The organism is Martelella sp. K41-7 (assembly GCF_055808365.1).
In genome coordinates this window covers 2,788,012-2,813,742 of record NZ_CM147867.1, presented here as the reverse complement: position 1 = coordinate 2,813,742, position 25,731 = coordinate 2,788,012, and the positions used below count along the sequence as shown (strand labels likewise).

The window sequence follows — 25,731 nt, the reverse complement described above, 5'->3', positions numbered from 1 at the left end:
CACAGGAATTGCATTAACTAGCTTTGGGAGACCGTTTTGTGCTTGTGAAAGGCATTTTGCATGATCACGGATCAGAACGGCACGATTGATGTCCGATTTTTACGCACGACCTTCCTTCTGTTGAGCGAACAGAATGTCTCGCGCGTTGCCGGAAAGCTCGGCCAGAGTCAGCCTTCCGTCAGCGCCGTGCTGAAACGCGCGCGCCAGGTTTTCGACGATCCGCTGCTGGTCAGGAGCGGGCAAAGCATGGCCGTGACCGAACGCGGCGAGGCGGTGCGCGCCTCGCTTTGCCGCATCCTTGCCGAACTCAGCGAAACCATCAGCCCGGAAGAGGTCTTCGATCCGGCCACCACGGCGTTTGCCATGCGGGTCTCTGCGATGAGCTGTTTTAACGGTTTTCTGATACCGCCGATTGCTGAGCGCTTTCGCAAGGAGGCGCCGATGGCATCCATCGATTTCTTTGCCCCGGCCGAGAGCGATGACCTGACCGAACAGCTCAGTTCCGGTTCTTCTGATCTGCTTGTTGCCAACTGGCCGTCGCCGCATGAAAGTCTGCGCTCCAGTACGATCTTCGATTGCGAGACCGCCTGCATCGTGCATGCAGATCATCCATTTGCCAAAGCCGGGGACATGTCGCTGGAGGACTATCTGGCCTTGCCGCACCTGTCGCTCGGCTCCGTCGTTCGTCCGGCTTTCAGCCCGATCGGCGGACGGCTCAAGCAGCTTGGCGTCAACCGCCGGGTCGCGCTTTCCGTGCCTGAATATGCGCTGGTGCCGCCTGTGATTGCCCGTACGGACCTGATCTTCACCACAGCGCGGCCCTATGCGGAGTTTGTGGTGGATCGCTACCCGGATTACGACCTGCGCGTGGTCAGCGCGCCGCGTGAGTTCGGTAATATGCGGCTTTATCTTCTCTGGCATGAGCGGGCGCACAAGAGTCCGGCAAACCGCTGGGTGCGCAATCTTATTCGTGATGTTTCAAGGCGTTACGGGGCCGATCTGCAAGAGCGTCCGACGCCGGCCGGCATGGCCGGGCTGGCCGAGCTCGCGGCGGTATAAGCTGGGGGCTATACCACTTATAAGCAGTGGTGGAATTGCCGGATGTCAAATGTCGTGATCATAATGTAGGCACAAATCGAAATTGCATAAAACTTAGTCCGGAAGGGCCGCCGCACCCCAATGCTGATGTTTCGGGGCGCCGGCGAAGCTTTGCCCGGACGATGGAAAGAAGGACTTCGACATGCCGCTCAAATCGCACTGGTGGTGGGATCATACGACCAAGGACTTTACCGACATGGACATGTCGGAATTCGTCGCGATCCTGCCTGTGGCCGCCGTCGAGCAGCATGGCCCGCATCTGCCGGTCCGCGTCGACAGTGCCATCAATGCCGGCATCATCAAACGCGCCGTTGAAATCATGCCCGACGATATGAAGGTGCTGGTTCTGCCGATGCAGGCCGTTGGCAAGTCGGTCGAGCATCTGGAATATCCCGGCACTCTGACGCTTTCCTATGAAACGCTTGCGCGTGTCTGGTTCGAGATCGGCGAGAGCGTGGCGCGTGCCGGATGCAAGAAGATCATCTTTGCCAACTCCCATGGCGGCCAGCCGCAGGTGATGGAAATTGTTTGCCGTGAACTGCGCATCAAATGCGGCATGTTCGCCGTTTCGTCGTGGGTTTCTGCAGGCGCCAGCCAGGAAGATCTCTACAGCGAACACGAGTTAAAACACGGCATTCACGGTGGCGAGTCCGAAACCTCGACCATGCTGCACCTCCATCCGGACCTGATCGACATGCAATATGCCGAGAATTTCCAGCCGATGTCTGTCGAGATGGAGCGCGGCAATCAGGTGCTGACAGCGGAAGGGCGGATCGGCTTCGGCTGGCAGACCCAGGACCTGCACCCCTCGGGCGCTTGCGGCAATGCCGCGGCTGCCGATGCCGAGCGCGGCAAGATCCATGTCGAGCGCTCGGCAGAAAGCCTCGTAGCGTTGGCGCAAGAGGTTCTCGCCTTTCCGATAGAACGCCTCACACAGAAAACCATGTTCAAGGACTGATCGCTTGCTGGCCCGAAACCCGACATCTTCCGTTGAACGGCGCGTCGAGCACCTTACCCTCAAGGATGGCGTGGTGCTGGCGTCGGATGTCTATCGTCCGGCAGGCGAGGAACCGTGGCCCGTCCTTTTGATGCGCCAGCCCTATGGCAAGCAGATCGCCTCCACCGTCGTGCTTGCCCACCCCTCCTGGTATGCCCGTCATGGCTATGTCGTGGTGGTGCAGGATGTGCGTGGCATGGGTGCATCGGAAGGTGATTTCGACTGTCTGCGCCAGGAGATCCGCGACGGCGCGGAAACGGTGGCATGGGCGCGGGGCCTTGCTGGATCGAACGGAAAAATCGGCCTTTACGGCTTTTCCTATCAGGCGATCACGCAGTATCTGGCGCTTGCCGGCGGCGCGAGGGTGGACGCCATGGCACCGGCCATGGGCTCGTTTGCGCCGGAGAAGGACTGGGCCTATGAGGGGGGCGCAATGCGCTATGCCGGCATGGTCGGCTGGGCACAGCAGATGGCTCTTATGAAAGCCGCCCATGACGGCGACCGCGAGACCTATGCCGCGCTTTCTGCGCTTACCGGTTTGGATGAAACGGCGCGTTATCTCTGCGAGCGCTCGGAGCTCTCCCACCTCAAGCGCTGGCTGGGCAATGCCGAAGGCGACTGGGATCAGGTCTCTCCGGAACGCCTGCTGAAGGACCTTTCGCTCGATATTCCGGTTATGCACACCGGTGGATGGTATGATTTCATGCTGGAAGGCACGCTTGCCGCCGACCGGGCCTTTCGCAAGGCCTCGCCCGAGACTGCGCATCTTGCCATCGGCCCCTGGACGCATATGCCGTGGAACGGAGCAAGCGGCGGATCGCGCATGCCGGAAGCCGAGACCTATTCCGTCGACCGCGCCAATGTCGCCTTCTTCGATTTCTACCTGAAGAACAAAGGCACTCCGCCGCCGGCGCTCACCCTGTTCGATATCGGAGACCGTCTCTGGAAGAGGTTCGATCAGTGGCCCGAGGCCCTGGAGAAAACGCTCACGCTCACCTCCGGCGGGCTTGCCGCGACGCTGGCCAATGATGGCATGCTTGTCGATGAAACGGTCGATGTGGATGGCGAGGATGTCCTCGTCAGCGATCCCTTCTCGTCCCGCGCCGCTTGTTGGCGGCCATGTCGGCGAACCGGCAGGCTTTGCCGATCGTGCGGTGGCAGATGACCGCTCCGATGTCGCCGTCTATACCAGCGCCCCTCTGGCGCAACCCATCACCCTTTGCGGGCCTGTCAGGGCCGACATCGCTGTTAAGACAGACGCACCGGTCTTCGATCTCGTTGCCACGCTCTCGCTGGTTTCCCCGCAGGAAGCGCAAACGTGATCCAGACCGGCATAAGTCGGACAAAAAACACAGGCGCGTCGGTGGCTGTCGGTTTGCGCGCAGCCTTTGTCACAGTGCCGGCGGGCTTCAGCCTCCGTCTGTCGCTGCAGGCTTCTGCCTGGCCCGCCTTTTCTCTCCACGCACAGGACCCCGCCGATGCCGCCGGGGTGGATGCAGAGCCGCTGACGCTTGCGATCCGCCACGACGCCAGCCGTCTTGTGCTTTCCGTTTTGAAAGAGGACACCGCCCATGGCGCCTAAGCCTTATCTCACCCTCGACAATGTTTCGGCGACCTACGGCGATACCACGGCCGTCTCGGGCCTGACCATCGAGGTCCCGAAGGGCGAGCTTCTGTCGCTTCTGGGCCCGTCGGGCTGTGGCAAGACGACGACGCTCCGCATGATCGCCGGTTTCGTCGAGCCGTCCGGCGGACGGATCATCCTCAATGACAAGGACATCAGCCACAAGCCGGTGCACAAGCGCAATATCGGCGTTGTGTTCCAGTCCTATGCGCTGTTTCCGCATCTGACCGTGATCGACAATGTCGGCTTCGGCCTTCGCATGCGCAACGCCTCGCGCGCTGAATGGCGGGAGAGAGCGGCGAAGACGCTCGAAACGGTCGGGCTTTCCCCCTACGCCGATCGCTACCCCGGCCAGCTTTCCGGCGGTCAGCAGCAGCGTGTCGCCCTTGCCCGCGCGCTGGTGATCGAACCGGACGTGCTGCTGCTCGACGAGCCGCTCTCAAACCTCGACGCCAATCTCCGCGCTGATATGCGCAACGAAATCCGCTCGCTGCAGCAGCGTCTCGGCATCACCACCATCTTCGTCACCCATGACCAGTCCGAAGCGCTTTCGATGTCGGATCGGGTGGCGGTGATGAGCAAGGGCGTGATGAGCGAGATCGGCACGCCGCTTGCCCTTTGCGATGCGCCGAAAAGTCCGTTCACCGCGACCTTCCTCGGCCATCGCACGGTGATTGACGGCAAGGTTGAAAACGGCGTGTTTTCGGCTCCCGGCATCACCTGTGAAGGCGCGCCGGAAAAGGCCAACAAGCTGGTGCTGCGCGCCTCGCGCCTGCGCATCGGCGAGGACAACTCTCCGCTTTCGGTTTCAGGCACGCTCGTCAATGCAGCCTATCTTGGCGAGACCTATGAGGCCGATATCCAGGCTGCCTGCGGCATGATCCGGCTTGTCGTTCCCTCAGACACGCCGCCGCCGCCGGTCGGCACTGCATGCCAGGTCACCGCCGAGCCGGGCGGGACCACCTTCATCTGAAAAAATATAAAACCAGGAGAACAGCTGACATGAACATCAAGAGACGTTCCTTCAATAAACTGATTCTCGGCGGCGCTGCCACGCTTGCCGCCCCCTATTCCTTCGTTCGCGCGCAGACGCCGGACCCAAAGCCGGGCGATGAACTCGTTGTCGGCATTTGGGGCGGGACCCAAGAAAAGATCGTCAAGCAGTATATCGAGCCGGTTCTGGTCGACAAATACGGCTGCAAGATCTCATATGTTTTGGGCGGTACCGTCGAGCGCCGTGCCCGCGCCTATGCCGAGCGCGGCCGTCCGAGCTTCGACGTGCTTTACCTCAATATCTTCGAAAGCCGTCAGGCGGTGAAGGATGGCGTGACCCAGCCGGCGTCCGATGCCGTCGAAAACGCCCAGTACCTCTATCCGATCGCGAAGAAGGGCGGTTATGGCGTTGCCATCAACCCGTGCACAATTGTCTACAACAAGACCAAGGCATCCGCCCCGATCACATCGTGGAAGGATATGTGGAAGCCGGAATGGCAGGGCCGGATCGCCTGGCCGGATGGCCTTGGCGCCGAAGGCATTTCCGCACTGATGATGTCGACGCTTTCCTGGTTCGGCGACCAGTCCAAGATGGCGCCGGAGGGCTTCGACAAGGTCAAGGAACTCAAACCCTTTGCCGCCATTCAGGGCAGTCAGGCGCAGCTTTTCGACATGTTCGATCAGGATATCGCCGATCTTTCTGTCGAGTTCGGCAGTTTCTGCGAAAAATACATCGAGGAACGCAACCCCGATTTCGCGCTCGCCAATCCGGAAGAAGGCAAGGCGCTGGCCATGAACGTTGCCTGCATCACCGAGGGCACGCGCAACCAGAAACTGGCGGAAGAGTGGGTCAATCTGCACCTGTCACCGGAAGTCATGCTGGCCTATGCCAAGGAAATCTACTACTCGCCGACGGTCGACAATGTCGATATTCCGGCCGACCTGCAGAGCAAGCTGATCATGCCAGACCAGATCGACAGCCTTGTTGACTTCGATTGGGACTACATCAACGCCAACCGCAACAAATGGCAGTCCATCTATGACCGGGAGATTGCCGGATGAGGAAATGGCTTGGACCGGCGCTTTCAGCGCCGGTCACCATCTGGCTCCTGATCGCTTTCGCTGCGCCGCTTGTCGCGGTGATATTCCTGTCGCTGCATGAATATTCCGATCCGTTCGGACCGCTGATCCAGTCGCCCTCGCTGCAGCAGTTCATCGATATCGGCACCGACAGTTTCTACTACCGGGTGGTGTTCGAGACGATCTGGCTTTCGCTTGCCGTGACCATAGTCTCCGCGCTGCTCGGCTATCCCGTGGCCTACTGGCTGGCGCGCATGCCGGGCAAATACCGCGCTCTTGCCTTTGCCATCGTCCTCATTCCGCTTTTGACCAATGTGGTCGTGCGTTCGCTCGGCATTATCCTTTTGCTGTCGCCGGAAGGGCTGATCAACATCGTCACCGGCTGGTTCGGCATTCCGCCGGTCAAGACCATGCTGTTCAATCATGGCGCGGTGATCGTCGCGCTCACGCAGGTCTACATGCCCTTCATGGTGCTGGCGCTCTACGACAATCTGCAGAACACATCGCCGCGCGTGCATGAGGCGGCGCAAAGCCTCGGCGCCTCGCCCGCGATCCGCTTTCTGACTGTCGATCTTCCGCTTTCGCTGCCGGGGCTCAAAACCGGCACGATCGTGGTCTTCCTGCTGTCGTCGACATCTTATGTTTCGGCCACCATGCTGGGCGGCAAGAAGGTCTGGACCACCGGCATGCTGGTGCTGCAGGAGGCCATGCACAACCTCAATACCTCGCTCGCCGCAGCGCTGGCGCTGGTGATGACGGCAACGGGGCTGCTGTTCGCCGTGCTTGCCACCATGGCGCTCAATCGGCTGATGACCTGGAGCCACGGCGGCAAGAGCCGTCCGGTTTCCCTGCCGCGTTTCATTGAGCCTGTTGTCAATTTCGCCGGCCCCGTCGTCTCCCGGCTGTTTTTTGCCGCCGCGATTGTCCTGCTGCTTCTGCCGCTCGGTCTCGTCTTCGTGCAGAGCTTCAACGATGTCGAACTGGCCACAGCCGCAGGCTTTCGCGGCTTCACCTTGCGCTGGTATCGCGAGGTTTTCATTTCGGGCTACTACACCGATTCCTTCATCGTCTCGGTCAAGGTGGCGCTTGCGGCCCTTGCCGTTTCGCTGATCATCGCCGTGCCGGCCGCCTTTGCACTGGCGCGCTTTCCCTTTCGTGGCCGTTCTACACTGCTGGCCTTCTGGCTGCTGCCGCTGACGCTTCCGCATGTGGCGCTTGGTGTTGGCATGCTGAAACTGCTGCAGATCTATGTGGCCATCCCCGCTTTCATCGGCCTTGTCGCCATCCATGTCGTGGTGATCCTGCCCTTTGCGATCACGCTTCTGACCGCTTCGGTGATCGGACTTGACGAGGCTCAGGAAGAGGCGGCGGCAAGTCTCGGGGCAAACGCCTGGAAGCGGTTCCTGCTGGTGATCGTGCCGGGGCTGATGCCGGGCCTGTTCGCCACCTCGATTGTCGGCTTCCTGCTGAGTTTCGATGAAGTGACGGTGACGAGCTTCCTGACCACGGCACGGCTGACGACACTGCCGGTGCGGCTTTATGCGGAGGCCTCGTTCGAGTTGAGGCCGACGGCGCATGCGCTGTCATCGGTGCTGATCCTGCTGACGGTCGTGCTGTTGGCGATTGTTGGCCGCTTCGTCCGCCTCGACAGGCTTTACGCACGGTAAGCCAAAATGACCGGTCGACTTCGGCCGGCCGGTCAGTCCGCCATTTCCCGCATCACCGTCCTGATATTCTCCACAAATACGCTGGCAAGCGCAGATATGTTGCGGCGTCCGCCGATCAGCATCAATTGCTGCGTGTCGGACTGGAACTCCCGGACCGGCACATAGACGAGGCGGCCCATGCGGCTCTCGAATGCAATATCGAAGGGCGTCAGGAAGGTGAGGTAGCCCTCGCTCATCGCCAGATGCCGCATCATCTCGATCGAGTTGGCCTCGACCGCAAATGATATCTGCAAATTGGCGCGTGAAAACACCTGCTCGATATGGGGACGGATCGCCGTGGTCGGGTCTGCGCCGGCGACCGGATAGCCGATACATTCCGAAAGGCGCACGCTGGTGGAGCGCGCCAGCGGATGGTCCGGCGCGACCGCGATCCCGAGCCGGCCGATGGCGATTTCAAGCACGCTGACATCGGCATCTGCCGGAAAATCGAAGCCGAGGCCCATATCGGCCTCGCCGGCCCGCACCGCATTGCGGATATCGTCACCGGTGGTCATCAACATCATGCGCACGCTGACACCGGGATTGGCGCGCTGAAACCGGCCGACGGCGCGCGGCAGAAGATTGGCGGCAAGCCCGCTCATCAGTGCGATTGTCACCACGCCGCGCCGTAACCCCTTCAGATCCTCCATCATCGCTTCGGCGCGGCTCATGCCCTTCAGCGTCTCGCGTACATGGCCGATGAGGATTTCGCCTGCGGCCGTCAGCGTCAGCCGTCTTCGACTGCGGTCGAAAAGTTGGGTATCCAGCGCTTCCTCGAGGGCCGCGATCTGGCGGGAGATTGCGGAGGCCGAAACATTCAGCCGCTCGGCCGTCTTGCGCACCGAGCCGGTGCGGGCGACCTCGTCGAGATAGTTGAGAAGGCGGCCATGAAGCATGAGCATTCCCTTTGTTGCCTATTAGGCAACATTCTATGCGAAAATAAATGCTTTTAAAGTTACAAAAACTGAATCAACATGCTGTCAGTGCTGAAGGCGCAAAAGGCCACCGCAGAGCAATTTCCCCAGCAGACGCGGCGGTTTCAGTCTTCGGTCCCGGCATGAGCGGTTCTATAAGGTCTCCCACCACCTTGATAATGCTCCGCGCCGCTCATGCCGGCCCCTATTCCTATTTTGTGATTTCCAGAGGGTCTCATGCTCACTTACGCATTCGAACAGGTCGAAAAGGCCGAAGTTTTCAAGATCGCACCGACCGACACCAATTATTTCGCCATCCTCTTCGATCCGAAGAAGGACGGGATCGACAACATCTTCGTCATCGAGATATTCACCGTCGGCGGCGCAACGCCCCCGAACGAGCACAGTCATGCCCATGAATTCTTCTATGTCATCGAAGGGGAGGGGATTGCCTCCAGCGATGGCGAGGAAATGCCGATCAAAAAGGGCGATGCGCTGATGCTGCGTCCGGGCTCCGAGCATGTCGTCAGGAACACCGGCTCTTCAAAGCTCTACACGCTGACTGTGATGACGCCGAACCAGGATTTTGCCGAGCTGATCCGTTCCGGCGAGCGCGTGTCGCTCGATGAGGAAGACCTGAAGGTGCTGGCGGGGAAGGCTGGCTGATGCTCGAAGACGCCCATGCCTTGCCGCTCGGGCCTTCGCGGCTGAACCGGTGGCAGGTCTCCGCGGGCCGGGTCGACATGATCCGCCCTCAGCCTGAGCCGCGTCCGTTGTCTGTGAAAGACCAGGACCGCGAGATTGTCCTCGATCTTAACCGCACGGCCATCGTGATCATCGACATGCAGAACGATTTCTGCCATCCCGACGGCTGGCTTGCCGGCATCGGGGTTGATGTGACGCCGGCGCGCACACCGATCGCACCGCTCAACCGGCTTTTGCCCGGTCTGCGCGCCACCGAGGTGCCGGTCGTGTGGCTCAACTGGGGCAACCGCCCGGACAAGGCAAATCTGCCGCCCTCGACACTCCATGTCTATAAGCCGACGGGCCGGGAAACCGGGATTGGTGATCCGCTGCCCAATGGCGCCAATGTGCTGGAAAAGGATAGCTGGGCCGCCGCCGTCGTCGATGAGCTGGAAATCGCCGAAACCGATATCGCGGTCGACAAGTTCCGGATGTCCGGCTTTCAGGATACGGAACTCGACAGCATATTGCGCAATCTCGGTGTGACGACCCTTCTGTTCGCGGGGGTGAACGCCGACCAGTGCGTACTTTGCACTTTGCAGGATGCCAATTTCCTCGGCTATGACTGCATTCTGGTCGAGGATTGCGCGGCAACCACATCGCCGCAATTCTGCATGGATGCGACCCTTTACAACACCCGCCAATGTTTCGGCTTCGTCTGTTCCTCGGATGAGATCGTCGCTGGCCTTTCATCGAGTTGAAACATGACCCAAGACAATCAGGCGGCGGTTCAGCCCGTCAATCTTCCCGAGATCCTCGAAGAGGTCACCAAACTCTGCGACCTTTATGAAAAGGCGCTGATGGAAAACGACCTCGATACGCTGGACGCGCTGTTCTGGGAAAGCGAGCAAACGCTGCGCTACGGTGTCGGAGAGAACCTCTACGGTATTTCCGAAATCCGCGACTTCCGCAAGGGCAGGTCGGGCGGCTCGCCCCGGCGTGATGTCATTCGCCGCCAGATCACCACCTTCGGCAAGGATTGCGCGGTTTGCGATCTTGAGTTTCAGCGGCCGGGTGCCGCCGTGCGGGGGCGGCAAAGCCAGACCTGGATCCGCACGGCTTCCGGCTGGAAGGTTGCCGCCGCCCATGTGTCGCTGATGGGCAAATCCCATTGATACCGATTGCCGGGCTTCAGCCCGGCAATTTCGGCTGTGAGCTTCGCGTTGCGTTTTCAACGACCTGCGTGCATGCTCTGGTTTTCGATCCTCCATTATCGGACATGCTTCATGACGCAATCAATCGGACCCTTTGTCGAACGTTTCGAGCCACCTGTCACACTGGAGACACCGGTTACCGAGCGGCTTTCGGGGTTGACCGTTGCGGTCAAGGACAATTTCGACGTCAAGGGCACCGTCACTGGCGGCGGCAATCCCGAGTGGGCGGAGGATCAGGCACCGGCAGCGTATAATGCTTCTGCGGTCCAGACCCTTCTTGATAATGGCGCCGCGCTCGCCGGCAAGGTGCATATGGACGAACTCGCCTATAGCCTGATGGGTGTCAACGCCCGTTTCGGTACGCCGGAAAATCCCGCTGCTCCTTCGCGCGTTCCCGGTGGTTCTTCCTCCGGCTCGGCCTCTGCTGTTGCATCAGGGCTTGTCGATATCGGGCTCGGCTCGGATACAGGCGGTTCGGTGCGTCTGCCCGCCTCCTTCTGCGGGCTTTTCGGCTGGCGCCCGACCCATGGTCTGGTGCCGGGCGAGGGGCTGCTGTCTCTTGCTGAAAGTTATGATGTTCCGGGCTTTCTGACCCGCGATCTGGAAACGCTGTCTCTTCTTGGTGAAATCTTTGCCGACGGACAAGGCGCCGAAGAAGACGTCCGGCTGGTGTTCCCCGCTGATGTCTGGCGGCTGTGCGAGGATGAGGCGGCAGCGGCTCTGAAATCAGCCCTGCCGAAGGGCGACCGCAATGACAGTTCGCTGCTTCCGGGCGGCGACCTGAAATCATTGCTGCCGGTGTTCCGCACCCATCAGGGTTATGAGGTATGGCGGCATTTCGGGTCGTGGATCGAAAAGCGCGAGCCCGAATTCGGTCCCGGTATCCGCGACCGGTTCGCCATGGCCGCGAAGATCACCCCGGAAGAGTTTGATGAGGCGAAGACAAGGCGCGCAGCGTTTCGCGCGCATTTGAGCCGGGTCCTGTCGCGGGGGACCGTCCTGGTCTATCCGACCTCGCCGGGTCCCGCGCCGCTCCTGACCGCCGGCAATGACATTGTCGAGACTTTCCGCAACCGTGCACTCTCCATGCTCGCCATAGCCGGGCATGGCGGCCTGCCACAACTGTCGGTACCGATCACGGCAAGTCAGGGTTCTCCGCTTGGACTTTCACTGGTTGCAGCGCCCGGCAGCGACCGGTTGCTGATCGAAACGGCGAAACGCTTCATCTGAGGGTATCATGCTTCATTCCGCGACAGGCTTTGACGGGGCCTTCACCGCACCGCACCGCGCTGCTGCGCTGGCGGGACGCGACATTCTGCAGGCTGGCGGCACGGCGATGGAGGCTATGGTCGCCGCCGCCGCAACGATTGCCGTCACCTATCCGCATATGAACGGGATCGGTGGCGACGGCTTCTGGCTGATCCATCGTCCCGGCCAGGAGGTAACGGGCATCTCCGCCTGTGGTCAGGCGGCCCGGCTTGCAACACCAGATTGGTATAGCGAACGCGGTTTTGTTGACGCCATGCCGACGCGCGGGCCCCTTGCCGCCCTCACGGTTCCGGGCACGATCGGCGGCTGGGAAAAGGCGCTGTCGCTGGTGCCGGAAGAACAGCGGCTGTCGCTCGAAATGCTTCTTTCCTCGGCAATCGCCTATGCTGAAAACGGCATCGCTGTTACCGGAAACCAGTCGGAATGCACGGCCGCCAAACTTGGCGGTCTGCGCGAAGTGCCGGGCTTTGCCGAAACATTTCTGATCGATGGTGACGTTCCCGAGGCGGGGGCGCGGCTTTGCCAGAAACCGCTGGCGACGACGTTGCGGACGCTCGCGGCTGAAGGGTTATCGTCTTATTATGCTGGTGATCTTGCGCGTACCCATGCGACGTTTCTGGAGAAGAACGGCTCCCCGCTGCGTCTGGAAGACTTCGCGGCCTATGAGGCCCGCATTCTCGACCCGCTCCATGTCGAGACCTCGCATGGCACATTGATGAACATGATCCCGCCGACGCAAGGCGTCGCCTCGCTGATGATCCTGGCGCTGTTTGACCGGCTGGGCATTGCCCAAGGTGAGGGGTTTGACCATCTCCACGGCCTGATCGAAGCCACCAAACAGGCCTTTATCGAGCGCAATGCCGGGCTCGGCGATCCGGATTTCATGGCCGAACCGGCGCAGGACTGGCTTGCGGGTGACCGCCTTGATGCGCTTGCGGCAAAGATCGACATGAACAAGGCCTTGCCATGGCCTTATGAACCGGCAGATGGCGATACGATCTGGATGGGCGCGGCGGACCGCTATGGCAATGTCGTTTCCTTTATCCAGAGCGTCTATTGGGAGTTCGGCTCCGGTATGACCTGTTCTGAGACAGGGGTGTTTTTCCAGAACCGCGGCGCCGGGTTCTCGCTTGTGCCCGGTCCGAACCAGCTTGCCCCTGGAAAACGCCCGTTCCACACGCTGAACCCGGCCCTTGCGCATCTGAAAGACGGTCGCGTGATGGCCTATGGCACCATGGGCGGCGAGGGCCAGCCGCAGACGCAGGCGGCTATCTTCTCGCGCCATGTCCAGTTCGGCGAAGACCTCCAGGCCGCTGTGACCGCGCCGCGCTGGTTGCTCGGGCGCACCTGGGGCGAGGAGACCACCACGCTGAAACTGGAGAACCGGTTTGATCCGGCTCTTGTCGCGTTGCTGAAGAATGCCGGTCACGATGTGGAAATGCTTCCTGCATTCTCGGATGCGGCGGGCCATGCCGGCGCCGTGGTGCTGCATGAAAACGGGCTGATGGAAGCGGCGACCGATCCGCGCGCCGATGGCCTCGCACTCGCCGATTAAAAGGGTTTCAGGCCTTAAAGCGGTGTCTCAGAAAACCGTCAATGAAATCCACAGCCTTCTCCTCCAGTAGTGGAAAGCCCATCTTGCGGGCGGTCTTTGCTGAAAAGCATGCCGGGAAATCCTGCGGTCCGTAGATTGGCGGTTGTGAGCGGTCGATCAGCGACAGCAGGTCCTCTCCGCCGCGTTCCGCCAGCGCCGACAGCAGCACTTCGACGGTGAGCGAGATGCCCGGCATCACCAGCGCCCGTGCTTCTGGCGCAATGCGACCATCAATGTTTGCTGCATGGATAAGCTGGGCAACAGCCGTTTCCGGCGACGCCAGCCAGTGGCGAACATCATCGCTTGCCGGCAGAAGTGCACGCCTGCCTTCCAGCGGTTCGCGGATGATGTTGGAGAAAAAGCCGGAATTGCCGTGGGTCGCCTGACCGGGCCGCACCGCAATTGTCGGCAGACGCAGGCAGATGCCGTCGAGGAAGCCCATGCGTGCGTAATCGGCAATGATTGCCTCGCTCATCAGCTTTTGTGTGCCGTAGGAGCTATCCGGACGGGGCCTCGCCGCCTCATCGATCAGCGCCGGAAACGGTGCGCCGTAGACCCCGATCGATGAGGCGTGGACAAGGCGCGGGCAATAGTTGTTGCCCGCAATCCGGATTGCCTCGACGGTGGTCCGCACCGTATCGAAATTGATGTGGTAGCCAATGGCAAAATCGCTGTCGGCTTGCCCCATGGCGGTGGCGGCGACGTGGAAGATCACATCCGGTTCGAATCCCACCAGCAGGCCGATCGTCTCCGGATCCGCTGCGTCACCGGTGACCCAGTGAACGCCGTCGCCGCCAATGTCGCTTGAGCGGATATCGGAAAGAAAAAGCTCGTCGAGCCTTCCTCTTGCGATCAGCGTTTGGGCAAGCGTGCGGCCAATCATGCCGGAAGCACCGATGATTGCGACGGAGACCATGCAGCTTCCTTTTCCAGATGCTTCGTTTTCAGGCCTTTACGCGCGGATAAAGGCCAATTTCACGCGTTGTTGCCTTGTTGTACATCTGGTCGAGCCAGGGGCGGACCTCTGCCGCGCCCTTGCTCATTTCCGGGCAGTGATCGCGTTCGAATTTGGCGGCGGCTTCGGCAATCTCGCCGCGCAGATCGTTTTCATTCACCATGGTGAGCTTGCGATCCTTCATCACTGTCCTGCCGCCGACGATCGAGTGGGTGACGACATCGGAATTGACCGAAAAGGCGATCTTTCTGATCGGGTCATGCAGCGGCATGAAGCCCCAGTCGGTCTTGTCCATCAAAATGACGTCGGCCAGCATACCTTCCTCCAACGTGCCGACTTCGCTTTCCATCAGGCTGGAACGGGCGGCCGCCGTTGTTGCCATGTCATAGACTTCATGGGCCGAGATCCAGTCATGGTAATCGAAAGTGCCAATCTTGTGCAGGCCGGCAGCAGCCTTGAACGCCACGAAAATGTCTGCCGTATCGGCGGAGGCCACGCCATCACAGCCGAGCGCAATATTGACGCCGGCATTCTTCAGCTTGCGCACCGGCGACACACCGGAGCCGAGCTTGAGGTTGGCCAGCGGATTGTGCGTGGTCGAGCAGCCGGCCACGCCCATCATTGCGATGTCCTCGTCCGTCAGCCAGATTGCGTGGTTCATGGTCAGGCGATGGGTCATCAGACCCATATCCCTCAAGAACTGAACCAGCGTGCGGCCATATTTTTCCGCGCCAGTCACAGCCTGGGTCTTGGTCTCCAGAACATGGCAATGTACCGGAAGGTCGCGCGCTTCTGAAAGGCAGGCAACCTCCTGCAGAAGCCTTTCCGAGCAACGCTGCGGACCGCAGGGGCCGAGAATGATGCGGATGTTGTCCTTGTCGTGCCAGTTGCCGGAAAGCTCTTCGTAAAGTGCGATCTGTTCCTTCCAGTCCGGTGCCGGCATGGCATCGAGACGCACCTTCATCTCAGGTGGCATGAGGTCGCCCATGAACGGCAGGCTGTTGCAATAGCTTTCGTCCCACATCGAAGCGGTAATCCAGCCGCGCAGACCCGCATCGCGGAAGGCGGATGCCGTCGCGTCGACAGCTTCGGGTGTGCCCGCAATGTTGATCACGTCGTCCTGAAGCGTGGTGACGCCGGAACGCAGAGACATGATCGCGACCAGCATGGCCCTCAGATAGTGTTCGCGCCATGTCATCGCGGGCGAACCGAAGGGCGGATAGACCTCCGACAGCCAGATTTCGAGCGGCAGATTGTCATAGCGCCCCATCTCGAAGCCCTCATTGGAATGCATATGGGCGTCTATGAAGCCGGGCATGACAAGCTTGTCGGCCGCGTCGATGACCTCGAGGTCCTGAAATGCGGCCGCGCGCGCAGAAAGATCGCCGCCTTTGCCTATAATCCGGTCACCGTCGATCAGAACATCGCCGGTTGCAAAGCTATGCGCGCCGGTTTTCTGGTTGATAACGAGGCCGTTCTTGATCAGGATTGCCATCTTTTACTCCGTTTGGTGCCGTTTTTCGCGTTCGGCATGAAATTTGCTTATTGATAAATCGGGGATGAAATTGCACCGACCGGACCGCCATTGGTGGGGGCGTTCCGGCCAGATCGAAGCCTTTTGAAAGGAAGCGAGTTTTTCTTATGGCCACACCAGCCGGAGACCACGGACTCGACCTGCGCCTGATGCGCATCCTCGACGTTCTGCTTGACGAATGCAGTGTTTCGAAAACCGCCACTATACTCGGTCAGAGCCAACCATCCGTCTCTCTGGCGCTGAAGCGGCTGCGCGAAATCCTCGGCGACCCGCTTCTGGTTCGCTCCGGGGTGAAACTGATTCCGACGGAAAAGGGGCTCGCGCTCAGAGCCCAAGTCTCGCATATCCTGCGTGAGATCGATGCGCTCGCGGTTTCCGAGGATACATTCGACCCATGGCGCTATAATCGCCGTTTCCGTCTTTACGCCGCCAATTGCCTGGGCACCTTCTTCATGCCGCGCATCGGCGAGCTCGTCCGCCGCGAGGCACCAAACATGCCGCTTGATTTCTGCACAATCCCTGAGGAATCGCGGATATTTACCGAGCTTGAGGAAGGCAAGCTTGACATGGTGATCGGCAATTGGCCGATGCCGCGCGACTATTTGCGTTTTGCACCACTGCTTGAGACTGACATTGTGCTGGTGATGCGCAACGAGCACTCGCTCGCCGGCCGCACCCGTATCGATCTTCAGGAATATATGAGCCTCGACCACCTGTCGCCGACCCCGCATACGAGCCCGGCCATCAGTCCGATTGACGGGCAGCTCGCTCAGCTTGACGCCAAGCGGGAGATCGCCATGTCTGTGTCCGAGTTCACACTGGTGCCACACATGCTGGCGCGCACCGATCTGGTGTTCACCAGCAGCCGCCCCTTTGCCGAGCAGATGGCGCAGTCGGGCGCCTTCTCGATTGTCGGTGCGCCGGAGGAACTGGCTCGCATGAGCTTTTATACGCTGTGGCATGAACGGTCGCATCTCTCCCCCGGCAACCAGTGGTTCAGGAAATTGTTGCGCCGGGTTGCCAAAGAGATAAGCGAATTCTCCCCCGTCCATCAAGTGAAACTTGGCGCGAACCCATTCGTGGAGACTAATAGAGTCTATTGGGGTCAAGGATCTTATGAAACATCATTTCCTGCCGTTTAATTGGTTTGAGAGAGGCGGGTCCGCAGTTGACCTCTTCTCGATGCGCGGCAAGCGGCCAAGTGGTTCGCGATCCGGGTCACAACCAATCATACAAACAAGGGGAATTGGAACAACATGCTGAAGAAACTGACCACAGCCCTTCTCGCCTGCGCCATCGGCCTTCCCGCCGCCGGTGCTTTCGCTGCCGATGACTATTCCGGCCACACGCTGGTTGTCGGTGTGTGGGGCGGCGACATTGAACGCCTGCTGCGCGAAAACGTTGCTGATCCGATTGAAGAGGAAACCGGCGCTTCGGTCGAATTCGTGCTTGGCGGCACGGGCGATCGCATGGCCCGCATTTATGCGGAAAAGGATAATCCGACCATGGATGTCGCCTTCCTCAACATGTATGAGGCGCCCCAGGCGCTCTCCGATGGCATCGTGTCGTCGCCCGATCCGGAGAGCGGCATGTACAAGGCCATCTGGGACGGTATGAACAATGGCTGCTATGCCATGTCGCTGGTCGGCCTCGGCATTGCCTACAACAAGAACATCGTTCCCGAAGCGCCGGAATGGTCGGACATGTGGGATCCGGAATATAGCGGCATGATCGCTGTTGCCCAGTATCCGGGTTCGGAAGGTGACGGCCTGATCGGCATTGCCGCACGTCTTGCCGGTGCCGACGAGCATGATCCCGATGTCGCCTTCGAAAAGCTTCAGGGACTGAAACCGATCGCCATGACCTACACCAATCTTGATGAAATATTCGCGATGATGGACGCCGGCGAAGTGGCCATGGCGCCGATGATTTCCGGTTACGTCCTGTCGGCGCTGAAGGAGCATCCCGATATCGGCTTTTCCTTCCCGAGCGATCCCGGCCCGGTTCTGGTGCGTGATATGCTCTGCCTGGTGAAAGACAGCCCCGAGCCCGAGCTTGCCAAGATGTTTGCCGAAAAGGCGCTCGGCGTTGAAAACCAGACCGACTATGCCGAGCAGATATTCTTCGGCCCGACCAATTCAATGGTCGAACTTTCAGAGGAAGCCTCCGCCGACGTAATCGATACGCCGGAAGAGGTCGAAAGCCTGGTCCAGCTCGACTGGCCCTATGTCATCGAGCAGCGCAGCGACTGGACTCAGCGCTGGAACAAGGAGCTGCTTGAGCAGTAAACCGTAAAGGTTTGACCGCCGCGCCACTTGCGGCGCGGCGGCTAAGGCTTTTTTGGCTTTTCGGTCCTCCGGTTGATGTGATCTTATGAACAAACGCGCGCTCATGCTGCTGCTGCCGGCACTGATCCTGTCGGGCATCGTCTTTCTGCTGCCCTTTCTGTGGCTGTTCGTCACCAGTTTCAGGGTTCAGGGAGAAGGCTCGCTGCTGATGGCGGAAGGTTTTTCCGCGGCGAATTATGCCCGGTTGGTCTCCGACAGCTATTTTGCCGAAGTCTTTTTCAGAACAATGTGGATGAGTGCGGCGGCAACCGTCATCTCGCTCGTGATTGCATTGCCCATGGCGCGTCAGATCGCTGTCAGCGCCGGTCGTGCCAAGGGGCTTCTGCTTGCCCTCATCCTGGTGCCGCTCGTCTCCGGCGCTCTGCTGCCCACGCTTGGCATGCTGCATCTTCTGGGGCCGCTTGGTGTTATCAATTCGATCCTCAAGGACTTCGGCCTGACCACCAAAAGCGTGAAATTCCTCGGCACGGTTCCCGGCGTTATTATCGGCCTTGTTCAGGCCTTTCTGCCGCTGATGCTGCTGCCGCTGGTCAATGCCCTTTCAAGGCTGCCGAAGGATGTTGAGGCCGCGGCTGAAACACTTGGTGCTCCGACCCATATCGTCTGGCGCCGGGTGATCCTGCCGCTGGTTGCGCCAGGCATCATTGCCGGTTCTGTTCTGGTGTTCTGCGCCTCGCTCACCTCCTTCGTGACGCCGCAAATTCTCGGTCAGGGCAAGATCGCGACTTTCGGCACCATGGCCTACCAGCAGGCCTCGCTGGTGCTGGACTGGCCGTTCGCGTCCGCAGTCGCTGTTGTCATGCTGGCGATCCTCGCGCTCGGCCTTGCCGTCGGCTCGCTTGCCTTGAAACTGCTCGCACGGAGGCCTGCATGAAAACCTATGGCTTTGCCGTTTCCGCCCGTTTCATCTGGACTTTGCTCGCCTATGTCTTCCTGCTGGCGCCGATTGCGGTTCTGATCTTCGCCTCCTTCGACGATGCCAGTTTCTTCCGCTTTCCGCCGAAAGCCTACTCGCTGCGCTGGTATGAGGCCGCCGTTGAGAGCGGGGAGTATCGAAGCGCGCTATCGGTTTCGCTGCTGGTTGCGCTCCTGGCCGGGTTTATCGCCGTCATCTTCGGTGCCATGGCGGCCTTCTCGCTGGTGCGCTACCGGCCTGCCGGCGGCCGGATCGTCGAGGCAATTTTGATGACGCCGCTGGTGCTGCCGTTGATCGTCTGGGCGATTGCGCTGTTGCAGATCTATTCGAAACTCGGAATGTCCGGCACGCTGCCGGCGCTGGTGCTGGCTCATGCGGTCATCACCATGCCGTTTTCCGTAAGGATTATGGTTTCAACCTTCGCTGATCTCGATCCGCTGCTGGAGCAGGCTGCTGCCACGCTTGGCGCGTCGCCCGGCCACGTGGTGCGCCGCGTCACCCTGCCGCTTGCCATGCCCGGCCTTGTTTCATCCGCCGCCTTTTCTGTGCTGATTTCGTTTAACGACGTGATCGTATCCTCGCTGATCGCAGGCGCGCGCTGGATCACTTTTCCGGTGCGGCTTTACGCCCAGCTTCGAAGCCAGGGCATCGATCCGATCACGCTTGCCATCGGCTCAGCAATCGTCGCCTTCATCCTGGTTGCCGCGCTGATCGGCGAATTCATGTTCAAATGGTCACGCCGTCTTTGAGAAAGATAGATTAATGTCCGAAGAATACCGCTATCTCAAAACCATGCCGCATTTCGTGCGCGACGGCATTCCGCTGCTCACCGGCTTCAAACGCGATCGCATCGCCCCTTACGTGGTGCTTGCCGTCAAGGATCCGCTGGTGGTGGGCGATGGCGCCGAAGAAGATTCCCTTGCCGCAGCCCTGGACAATGCCGAAATCTCGGCAAAGACGGGGCTGTTCACCACGGTCTCCGGCACCTACGAAGGCGCGCCGATCTCTATCGTCTCCGGCGGCTCAGGTTCGCCTGAAGCCGAGCTTGCGCTGATGGACCTCTTCAATTTCACTGATTGTTCGACAGTCATCCGTATTGGTGGATGCGGTGCCTGGAGCCCTAAGGTCGGTGTCGGCGATATTGTGATTTCCTCCGGTGCCGTGCGTGACGAGGGCATGACCAAGTCCCATGTGCGAACCGAATATCCAGCCGTTGCCGACTGGCAGGTCGTGGGGGCCATGAAGGCGGCTGCTGACGGTGTCGGTCACCCTTATCACATCGGTATCACGCGTTCCGGCGACAGTGAATATTGCGGTTGGGGCAAGCCGGGGCCAAATGGCTATCTGCAGGACGATCACAAGCAGATCATCGACTACTGGAGCCGCGCGGGTGTGCTCAACACCGACCGGGAAAGCGCCGCGATCCTGACGCTTTGCAGCCTTTACGACAGGCGCGGCGGCGCGATCTGCTCGGTCGGCGACAATGTTGTGACCGGCGAATTGCACAAATCCGGCTCCGGCCAGACGGCCGCAATCAGGGTTGGCCTTTCGGCGCTCGCCCGCCTTTGCCGGGAGGATGCCAATGGCTGAAAAGCGCGCACCCGACCATCTGGTGATCCAGAAAGTCATGAAGAACTACGGCGGTTCAGAACCGGCGCTAAAAAGCGTGTCACTGAACGTACGCAAGGGCGAGTTTCTGGCGCTGCTTGGCCCATCCGGCTGCGGCAAGACCACGCTGTTGAAGATCATCGCAGGCCTTGAAAAGGCCACCGAGGGGCAGATGGCGCTGGCGGGCGAGGGGCTTGATGCCATCCCGACCTACAAGCGCGACATTGGTATTGTATTTCAGTCCTATGCGCTGTTTCCGCACATGACGGTGGACGCCAATATCCGCTTCGGTCTCGATATGCGCGGCATCAAGGGCGATGAGGCGGATCAGCGCATTGCCGAAGTGCTTGAACTGGTCAAGCTCGAGGGGCTTTCTGGCCGAATGCCGAACGCTCTTTCCGGCGGGCAACAGCAGCGTGTGGCGCTTGCCCGCGCACTTGTCATCCGTCCGAAGCTTCTGTTGCTTGATGAGCCTCTCTCCAATCTCGATGCGGTGCTGAGGAAAAGCGTGCGTGTCGATATCCGCGAGCTGCATGAGCGCATCGGGCTGACCACGGTGATGGTCACACATGATCAGGAAGAGGCAATGAGCATGGCCGACCGCGTGGCCGTTATGGCCAATGGCTATGTGCTGCAGCACGATACCCCGGAGACGATCTACGAGCACCCGGCTTCCGCCTTCGTGGCAACTTTTGTCGGCAGTCCGCCGGCGATCCTGCTGCCGGTGGAAAAGACACCTGATGGCTACGGTATCGGCGGCACGGCCTTCATGCCGTCGAAGACGCTTTCCGTTGCAATCGATCTTCAAAACGGCAAGCCGGTGCTGCTTGGTCTCAGGTCGGACCGGCTGTCCTTTGCTGATCAGGCGGGGCCGTTGACGATTACCGGGGAGGTTCACTCCAGTGAATATATCGGAGGCTCCTGGTTGGTGCATGTGGCGCTTGGCGAACACCGGATCGCCGTGCCGACGCGCGCAAAGCCACCTCAATTCGGCGAAGCGGTGCATATCCGCATCGATGAGGCCGAGACGCTGCTGTTTGACCCCGATACCGGCGCGAAGGTGGCGCTTCCATGAGTGGTGCAATCTATTGCCTCGGCCCGCTGGTGCTCGACCGCGTGCTCACGGTTGACGATCTGCCGGGGCATGACGAGAAGGCCTTTATCAAGCAAAAGGAAGAACGCGCCGGTGGGCCCCCGCTTAACTGCGCCTGGGCGCTGACGCGGCTCGGCGCGGATGCCCGGCTGGTCTCGACCATCGGTGATGATGGCGAGGGAGCTCGCCTGATGCAGTGGCTTGCCGAGCGGGATATGAGCACCGAGGCCGTCGATGTGAAAGCCGACAGTGTGACGGCCTCTGCCACCATTATCGTTGATCGTACCGGAGAAAAGGCGATCCTGATCGATCCCGTCCCTGTTGATACGCTGGCGATCATCGGCGACACGGTGAAGCTGCAGCCGGACGATACGGTGATCGCGAACTTTTTCCACCCGGAAGCGGTGGCGCGTATGTTCGACCGGGCGGCGGCAATAGGCATCGAACGGATGATCGATCTGGAACTGCCCGAAATCGAGCGCTGGGGTTGGCAGGGGATGGAAAAGATCCTGCCATTTGCCTCGGTGGTCATCACCAACCGGCAGGTTCTGGAGACCTGGATGACGCGGACTGGCAATACACTGCCACGTGCTGATGCTGCCGAAGCACTGGCCCGCTTCCTGTCCGGCGCAGGCGCCCGCAAGGCCATTGTCACGCTCGGCGCGGATGGGCTTGTCGCCACGGATCGCGATAGCGTCCATCGCCTTGATGCCTTCAAGGTGACCCCCCGCAACACGACCGGTGCGGGCGATGTGTTTCTGGCGGGCCTTGCCGCCGCCACCCGGCGAGGTTTCCGGTTTGAAAAGACGCTAGCCTTTGCCACGGCCGCGGCAGCGCATTTCCTGGAAACGGGATTGGCCGATGAGGCGGGCGCAGAGGCGCTGCTGAAAGACAAGATGAAGGAAAAACTGTAGACATGGCAACCAAATCGAAAGCAATCGAGGCCGTGCTGTCGGCCGCCTGTGTAGCCGATGCGCTGGGAGCCGCCACCGAATGCATGCATCCCGACGAGATTATCCGCGTTTTTGGCGGGCCAGTGACCAGTTTTCAAACGCCGCCGGAAAAATCACCCTTCGCCAAGGGGCTGGCGCCGGGCCGGCTGACGGATGATGCCACGCAGATGCTGGCTATGGCCAGACGCGTGATCGGGCTGGAACGCGCACCGGTCTCCGCTGATGCGATTGCCGGGTTCATCGACTGGTCGCATGACGAGGAAATGTTCCAGCGCTTTGCCGGTCCGACGACCCGTATCGCCGTTGAGGCCATGCGTGCCGGTGCGCCCGCCGAGGCGGTGGCCACGCCCGAAAGCTACTCCTGTATGTTCGGTACCTCAAATGGCGGGGCAATGCGCGCGCCGACGGCAGGCTGCGCGGCGGCAGGCGACCTTTCCGAGGCCGTGCGCATGGCCTGCCTGATGTCGGCGCCGACCCATAATACCCAGATCGCCTATGCCGGAGCTTCCGCCGTTGCGGGTGCTATCGCCGTCGGGCTCTCGTCCGAACGATCGATGACCCTTGCCGAGGCGGCACTTGAGGGCGCGCGGCTCGGCGAGGTGGAGGCCCACAGAAGCGGCCGCATTGTCGGGGGCGCTGGCGTTTCCCGTCGGATCGAAATCGCCGTCGAGATCGGTACCCGCTACAGGGCGGATATCGAGGCGGCCCGGGCGGAATTGATCGAAGTAATCGGCAATGGCGTTGCCATGGCGGAGGCTGTGCCTCATGCTTTCGGGCTTGTCGCGGCAGTCGACGGCAATCCATGGAAAGCGATCGTCGCAGCAGTCAATGGCGGCAATGACAGCGACACGATTGCCATGATCGCGGGCGCGGTGGCTGCGGCCTGGACTGGAGCCGAGAGTATTCCGCAAGCCCTGATCGATGAGGTTTCGGCTGTGAACGGGCTGGAGCTTGCAGTCGTTGCTGAGGGGCTTGCCACCTTTAACGCCAAGATGATCGGGGGGCACACCCATGAAACGCTACTGGCTGGAAATGACATCGCCGGAACATGCCGCTCTTGCGGGCAACACTGTTGCGGTTCTGCCGGTCGCGGCGACCGAGCAGCATGGCCCGCACCTGCCGGTCGGAACCGATTGCCTGATCAACAACGGGATCGTGGCTGCAGCCCTCGGAAAGCTCGGCGATGATATCCCTGCCGTTGTCTTGCCGCTGCAGCCGGTCGGGGCCTCGCAGGAACATCTCGATTACGCAGGTTCGCTGGCCCACGCTGCGCCCGACCTGATGCAGTCCTGGACCCGGGTGCTCGATTGCGCCGTGCTCTCCACCGGGCTGAAGCGCATCCTGATCTTCAATAGCCATGGCGGACAATCGGGTCTGCTGGCGGCTGTCGCGCTCGATCAGCGCGTGCGACACAACATTCTCGGTGCCTATGCCACATGGTTTGATGCCGGTTATCCGGATGGGCTGTTCTGCGAAGATGAGATCCGCACCGGCTTTCACGGTGGCGATATCGAGACATCGCTGATGCTGGCGCTGCATCCGGAGCTTGTGGTGATGGAGCATTTCGGAGACTTTCGTTCGTCGGTCGACTCCATCGAGGCGTCAACGCAGCAGCTTTCGGCCAATCCAGGTGGCGGTCGCGCCGGTGGTCTCGGCTGGAAAGCGCAGGACCTCAATACAGACGGTGTGACCGGCGATGCTGGTCTTGCCACGGCCGAGAAGGGGAGGGTGCTGCTCGATCATACCGCAAAAAGCCTTGCGGCGCTGATCACGGACCTTGCAAGGGTCCCGATGCCTGCCGACAACTGGCCTCCGTCGCAATACAGAGCTTAAATTCGAGCGTGATGCCGACAAACCTCTCAAAGAGAGCTTACCTGTATCGTAAGCCTCTTTCGGCCATATAATAACGGAATATTTTCAGTCTGTTATTGCGGCCCGTACGCTGGGGTTCGCATCGGCCTTGCGAAAACCTGTCAAATCGGGATGTTTGCATTTAGGCATAAGCCGGGCAATCGGTGATGATTTTGCCTGTTCGGGGAGGGCTGTTGCAGCGGCGCGCTTTCCCGATGGGATCAAGTACCTGAGAGACGAAAGGCAGACGCAATGGCAGATGTTGCATTCCTCGGTTTGGGTGTGATGGGGTATCCGATGGCTGGGCACCTGGTCAAAAACGGGCATGCCGTCACGGTCTATAATCGGACGCTGGCAAAAGCGCTCAAATGGACGGACGAGAATGGCGGCAGCGTGGCCGAGACTCCGGCTGGCGCGTCTACGGCCAAGGACATCGTGTTTTGCTGTGTCGGCAATGATGATGACCTGCGCGCCGTCACCCTCGGCGAAGGCGGTGCATTTTCGAGCATGAGAGCAGGTTCGATCTTCGTTGATCATACGACGGCATCGGCAGAGGTCGCGCGAGAACTCTACGCCGCTGCGGCCGAAAAAGGCATCGCTTTCATTGATGCGCCGGTCTCTGGCGGTGAAGCCGGTGCGGTCAACGGCGTACTGACGGTGATGTGCGGCGGGGACGAAGAACATTTTGAAAGCGCCCGGCCGGTGATGGAAAGCTATGGCCGTTCGGTGCGGCGAGTTGGTGAAGCTGGCAGCGGACAGCTTGCCAAGATGGTCAATCAGATCTGCATCGGCGGTTTGGTACAGGCGCTTTCTGAGGGCATTCACTTCGCCCAGAAAGCCGAGATCGATGTCGACATCGTTCTCGACATCATCACCAAGGGGGCGGCCGGGTCGTGGCAGATGGAAAACCGCGGCACGACGATGAATGCCGGAGAATTCGACTTCGGCTTTGCCGTCGACCTGATGCGCAAGGATCTGAATATATGCCTGACAGAAGCAAACCGGAATGGCGCTTCACTGCCGGTCACTGCACTTGTCGATCAGTTTTATGCTGATATTCAGAAGCAGGGTGGCGGCCGGTGGGACACATCGAGCCTGATCAAGCGGCTCAAGTGACACGGTGAGGAGTGATTTCATTACGTTCCCGGAACAAGGGGTGCGAGATCCGACTTCCTTCGGTGGCGTAGCCGGAAATTTGTATTGGCTTTCTGCCTTTGATGCGTAGAAATGACTTTCACAGTCACTGCGCTGTACAATCCGGTCCAAATGTCATCCGTATTGCTGGTCAGAATGCGCGCGT

26 protein-coding genes are annotated in these 25,731 nt (G+C 60.3%); 23 read left to right on the top strand and 3 right to left on the bottom strand.

Annotated features, from left to right (window positions below; genetic code table 11):
* Window positions 1–60: 60 nt before the first annotated feature.
* The 8 genes from AC0L7L_RS13395 (at window position 61) to AC0L7L_RS13360 (ending at window position 7,459) form a co-directional block, all read left to right on the top strand.
* Window positions 61–1,059, top strand: coding sequence for a LysR family transcriptional regulator (locus AC0L7L_RS13395; RefSeq protein ID WP_473509507.1), 999 nt, complete (start codon window positions 61–63; stop codon window positions 1,057–1,059).
* 181 nt (window positions 1,060–1,240) lie between these two features.
* Complete coding sequence (locus tag AC0L7L_RS13390) at window positions 1,241–2,056, top strand: creatininase family protein (protein WP_272212474.1); 816 nt, start codon at window positions 1,241–1,243, stop codon at window positions 2,054–2,056.
* A 4-nt stretch (window positions 2,057–2,060) separates the two neighbouring features.
* Window positions 2,061–3,260 (top strand): CocE/NonD family hydrolase, encoded by a 1,200-nt coding sequence (locus AC0L7L_RS13385; RefSeq protein WP_473509504.1) that lies wholly within the window; start codon window positions 2,061–2,063, stop codon window positions 3,258–3,260.
* The gene (locus AC0L7L_RS13380) at window positions 3,250–3,417 is read left to right on the top strand and encodes a CocE/NonD family hydrolase C-terminal non-catalytic domain-containing protein (RefSeq protein ID WP_473509502.1); all 168 of its coding nucleotides are present in this window, start codon (window positions 3,250–3,252) and stop codon (window positions 3,415–3,417) included. Before AC0L7L_RS13385 ends, AC0L7L_RS13380 begins: the two co-directional genes overlap by 11 nt.
* Window positions 3,418–3,458: 41 nt before the next feature.
* Window positions 3,459–3,677 (top strand): hypothetical protein, encoded by a 219-nt coding sequence (locus tag AC0L7L_RS13375; protein WP_473509500.1) that lies wholly within the window; start codon window positions 3,459–3,461, stop codon window positions 3,675–3,677.
* Entirely contained in the window at window positions 3,667–4,692 is a 1,026-nt protein-coding gene (locus AC0L7L_RS13370) for an ABC transporter ATP-binding protein (RefSeq protein WP_473509498.1), read from the top strand. Before AC0L7L_RS13375 ends, AC0L7L_RS13370 begins: the two co-directional genes overlap by 11 nt.
* A 29-nt stretch (window positions 4,693–4,721) precedes the next feature.
* Window positions 4,722–5,774, top strand: coding sequence for an ABC transporter substrate-binding protein (locus AC0L7L_RS13365; RefSeq protein ID WP_473509496.1), 1,053 nt, complete (start codon window positions 4,722–4,724; stop codon window positions 5,772–5,774).
* Window positions 5,771–7,459 (top strand): ABC transporter permease subunit, encoded by a 1,689-nt coding sequence (locus AC0L7L_RS13360; RefSeq protein WP_473509494.1) that lies wholly within the window; start codon window positions 5,771–5,773, stop codon window positions 7,457–7,459. The genes AC0L7L_RS13365 and AC0L7L_RS13360 overlap by 4 nt, the downstream gene beginning before the upstream one ends.
* Before the next feature lie 32 nt (window positions 7,460–7,491).
* Here the strand turns inward: AC0L7L_RS13360 and AC0L7L_RS13355 are convergent, their stop codons facing one another.
* Complete coding sequence (locus AC0L7L_RS13355) at window positions 7,492–8,394, bottom strand: LysR family transcriptional regulator (RefSeq protein WP_272212466.1); 903 nt, start codon at window positions 8,392–8,394, stop codon at window positions 7,492–7,494.
* Between the two features lie 255 nt (window positions 8,395–8,649).
* Between AC0L7L_RS13355 and AC0L7L_RS13350 the strand changes: the two genes are divergently transcribed.
* From AC0L7L_RS13350 to AC0L7L_RS13330, 5 genes are all read left to right on the top strand, one after another.
* Window positions 8,650–9,078, top strand: a complete 429-nt coding sequence (locus tag AC0L7L_RS13350) for a cupin domain-containing protein (protein ID WP_473509492.1) — start codon at window positions 8,650–8,652, stop codon at window positions 9,076–9,078.
* On the top strand, window positions 9,078–9,857 hold the full coding sequence (locus tag AC0L7L_RS13345) for a cysteine hydrolase family protein (protein ID WP_272212465.1): 780 nt from the start codon (window positions 9,078–9,080) through the stop codon (window positions 9,855–9,857). The genes AC0L7L_RS13350 and AC0L7L_RS13345 overlap by 1 nt, the downstream gene beginning before the upstream one ends.
* Before the next feature lie 3 nt (window positions 9,858–9,860).
* Window positions 9,861–10,271: an oxalurate catabolism protein HpxZ gene (hpxZ, locus tag AC0L7L_RS13340; protein ID WP_473509490.1), complete on the top strand. Its 411-nt coding sequence runs from the start codon at window positions 9,861–9,863 to the stop codon at window positions 10,269–10,271.
* Window positions 10,272–10,382: 111 nt separating this feature from the next.
* Window positions 10,383–11,540 carry an amidase gene (locus AC0L7L_RS13335; RefSeq protein ID WP_473509488.1) on the top strand — a complete coding sequence of 386 codons (1,158 nt, stop codon included), beginning with the start codon at window positions 10,383–10,385 and terminating at the stop codon, window positions 11,538–11,540.
* Between the two features lie 7 nt (window positions 11,541–11,547).
* Complete coding sequence (locus tag AC0L7L_RS13330) at window positions 11,548–13,134, top strand: gamma-glutamyltransferase family protein (protein ID WP_272212461.1); 1,587 nt, start codon at window positions 11,548–11,550, stop codon at window positions 13,132–13,134.
* A 7-nt stretch (window positions 13,135–13,141) separates the two neighbouring features.
* On the opposite strand, the gene AC0L7L_RS13325 is transcribed toward AC0L7L_RS13330, so the two are convergent.
* The gene (locus AC0L7L_RS13325) at window positions 13,142–14,089 is read right to left on the bottom strand and encodes an NAD-dependent epimerase/dehydratase family protein (RefSeq protein ID WP_272212460.1); all 948 of its coding nucleotides are present in this window, start codon (window positions 14,087–14,089) and stop codon (window positions 13,142–13,144) included.
* A gap of 28 nt (window positions 14,090–14,117) precedes the next feature.
* Window positions 14,118–15,623, bottom strand: a complete 1,506-nt coding sequence (locus AC0L7L_RS13320) for an amidohydrolase family protein (protein ID WP_272212459.1) — start codon at window positions 15,621–15,623, stop codon at window positions 14,118–14,120.
* 146 nt (window positions 15,624–15,769) lie between these two features.
* Between AC0L7L_RS13320 and AC0L7L_RS13315 the strand changes: the two genes are divergently transcribed.
* The 10 genes from AC0L7L_RS13315 (at window position 15,770) to AC0L7L_RS13270 (ending at window position 25,547) form a co-directional block, all read left to right on the top strand.
* Entirely contained in the window at window positions 15,770–16,804 is a 1,035-nt protein-coding gene (locus AC0L7L_RS13315; RefSeq protein ID WP_473509485.1) for a LysR family transcriptional regulator, read from the top strand.
* 114 nt (window positions 16,805–16,918) lie between these two features.
* Entirely contained in the window at window positions 16,919–17,950 is a 1,032-nt protein-coding gene (locus tag AC0L7L_RS13310; RefSeq protein WP_272212457.1) for an extracellular solute-binding protein, read from the top strand.
* An 85-nt stretch (window positions 17,951–18,035) separates the two neighbouring features.
* The gene (locus tag AC0L7L_RS13305; protein ID WP_272212456.1) at window positions 18,036–18,884 is read left to right on the top strand and encodes an ABC transporter permease; all 849 of its coding nucleotides are present in this window, start codon (window positions 18,036–18,038) and stop codon (window positions 18,882–18,884) included.
* Window positions 18,881–19,675: an ABC transporter permease gene (locus AC0L7L_RS13300; protein ID WP_272212455.1), complete on the top strand. Its 795-nt coding sequence runs from the start codon at window positions 18,881–18,883 to the stop codon at window positions 19,673–19,675. Before AC0L7L_RS13305 ends, AC0L7L_RS13300 begins: the two co-directional genes overlap by 4 nt.
* Before the next feature lie 13 nt (window positions 19,676–19,688).
* Window positions 19,689–20,516, top strand: a complete 828-nt coding sequence (locus AC0L7L_RS13295; RefSeq protein ID WP_272212454.1) for a nucleoside phosphorylase — start codon at window positions 19,689–19,691, stop codon at window positions 20,514–20,516.
* Window positions 20,509–21,609, top strand: a complete 1,101-nt coding sequence (locus AC0L7L_RS13290; protein WP_272212453.1) for an ABC transporter ATP-binding protein — start codon at window positions 20,509–20,511, stop codon at window positions 21,607–21,609. The genes AC0L7L_RS13295 and AC0L7L_RS13290 overlap by 8 nt, the downstream gene beginning before the upstream one ends.
* Window positions 21,606–22,541 (top strand): carbohydrate kinase family protein, encoded by a 936-nt coding sequence (locus AC0L7L_RS13285; RefSeq protein WP_473509482.1) that lies wholly within the window; start codon window positions 21,606–21,608, stop codon window positions 22,539–22,541. Before AC0L7L_RS13290 ends, AC0L7L_RS13285 begins: the two co-directional genes overlap by 4 nt.
* A 2-nt stretch (window positions 22,542–22,543) precedes the next feature.
* On the top strand, window positions 22,544–23,767 hold the full coding sequence (locus tag AC0L7L_RS13280) for an ADP-ribosylglycohydrolase family protein (RefSeq protein WP_473509480.1): 1,224 nt from the start codon (window positions 22,544–22,546) through the stop codon (window positions 23,765–23,767).
* Window positions 23,661–24,413 carry a creatininase family protein gene (locus AC0L7L_RS13275; protein ID WP_473513923.1) on the top strand — a complete coding sequence of 251 codons (753 nt, stop codon included), beginning with the start codon at window positions 23,661–23,663 and terminating at the stop codon, window positions 24,411–24,413. The genes AC0L7L_RS13280 and AC0L7L_RS13275 overlap by 107 nt, the downstream gene beginning before the upstream one ends.
* A 270-nt stretch (window positions 24,414–24,683) precedes the next feature.
* Entirely contained in the window at window positions 24,684–25,547 is an 864-nt protein-coding gene (locus AC0L7L_RS13270; protein ID WP_473509478.1) for an NAD(P)-dependent oxidoreductase, read from the top strand.
* The last annotated feature ends 184 nt before the right edge of the window (window positions 25,548–25,731 follow it).

What these genes read in the sequence shown, in the direction of transcription:
- AC0L7L_RS13355 (WP_272212466.1), bottom strand. Translation starts at nt 8,394, where the DNA reads ATGCTTCATGGCCGCCTTCTCAACTATCTCGACGAGGTCGCCCGCACC.
- AC0L7L_RS13390 (WP_272212474.1), top strand. Translation starts at nt 1,241, where the DNA reads ATGCCGCTCAAATCGCACTGGTGGTGGGATCATACGACCAAGGACTTT.
- AC0L7L_RS13310 (WP_272212457.1), top strand. Translation starts at nt 16,919, where the DNA reads ATGCTGAAGAAACTGACCACAGCCCTTCTCGCCTGCGCCATCGGCCTT.
- AC0L7L_RS13295 (WP_272212454.1), top strand. Translation starts at nt 19,689, where the DNA reads ATGTCCGAAGAATACCGCTATCTCAAAACCATGCCGCATTTCGTGCGC.
- AC0L7L_RS13345 (WP_272212465.1), top strand. Translation starts at nt 9,078, where the DNA reads ATGCTCGAAGACGCCCATGCCTTGCCGCTCGGGCCTTCGCGGCTGAAC.
- AC0L7L_RS13270 (WP_473509478.1), top strand. Translation starts at nt 24,684, where the DNA reads ATGGCAGATGTTGCATTCCTCGGTTTGGGTGTGATGGGGTATCCGATG.
- AC0L7L_RS13350 (WP_473509492.1), top strand. Translation starts at nt 8,650, where the DNA reads ATGCTCACTTACGCATTCGAACAGGTCGAAAAGGCCGAAGTTTTCAAG.
- AC0L7L_RS13325 (WP_272212460.1), bottom strand. Translation starts at nt 14,089, where the DNA reads ATGGTCTCCGTCGCAATCATCGGTGCTTCCGGCATGATTGGCCGCACG.
- AC0L7L_RS13305 (WP_272212456.1), top strand. Translation starts at nt 18,036, where the DNA reads ATGAACAAACGCGCGCTCATGCTGCTGCTGCCGGCACTGATCCTGTCG.
- AC0L7L_RS13290 (WP_272212453.1), top strand. Translation starts at nt 20,509, where the DNA reads ATGGCTGAAAAGCGCGCACCCGACCATCTGGTGATCCAGAAAGTCATG.
- AC0L7L_RS13280 (WP_473509480.1), top strand. Translation starts at nt 22,544, where the DNA reads ATGGCAACCAAATCGAAAGCAATCGAGGCCGTGCTGTCGGCCGCCTGT.
- AC0L7L_RS13320 (WP_272212459.1), bottom strand. Translation starts at nt 15,623, where the DNA reads ATGGCAATCCTGATCAAGAACGGCCTCGTTATCAACCAGAAAACCGGC.
- AC0L7L_RS13285 (WP_473509482.1), top strand. Translation starts at nt 21,606, where the DNA reads ATGAGTGGTGCAATCTATTGCCTCGGCCCGCTGGTGCTCGACCGCGTG.
- AC0L7L_RS13365 (WP_473509496.1), top strand. Translation starts at nt 4,722, where the DNA reads ATGAACATCAAGAGACGTTCCTTCAATAAACTGATTCTCGGCGGCGCT.
- AC0L7L_RS13370 (WP_473509498.1), top strand. Translation starts at nt 3,667, where the DNA reads ATGGCGCCTAAGCCTTATCTCACCCTCGACAATGTTTCGGCGACCTAC.
- AC0L7L_RS13330 (WP_272212461.1), top strand. Translation starts at nt 11,548, where the DNA reads ATGCTTCATTCCGCGACAGGCTTTGACGGGGCCTTCACCGCACCGCAC.
- hpxZ (WP_473509490.1), top strand. Translation starts at nt 9,861, where the DNA reads ATGACCCAAGACAATCAGGCGGCGGTTCAGCCCGTCAATCTTCCCGAG.
- AC0L7L_RS13395 (WP_473509507.1), top strand. Translation starts at nt 61, where the DNA reads ATGATCACGGATCAGAACGGCACGATTGATGTCCGATTTTTACGCACG.
- AC0L7L_RS13300 (WP_272212455.1), top strand. Translation starts at nt 18,881, where the DNA reads ATGAAAACCTATGGCTTTGCCGTTTCCGCCCGTTTCATCTGGACTTTG.
- AC0L7L_RS13360 (WP_473509494.1), top strand. Translation starts at nt 5,771, where the DNA reads ATGAGGAAATGGCTTGGACCGGCGCTTTCAGCGCCGGTCACCATCTGG.
- AC0L7L_RS13315 (WP_473509485.1), top strand. Translation starts at nt 15,770, where the DNA reads ATGGCCACACCAGCCGGAGACCACGGACTCGACCTGCGCCTGATGCGC.
- AC0L7L_RS13335 (WP_473509488.1), top strand. Translation starts at nt 10,383, where the DNA reads ATGACGCAATCAATCGGACCCTTTGTCGAACGTTTCGAGCCACCTGTC.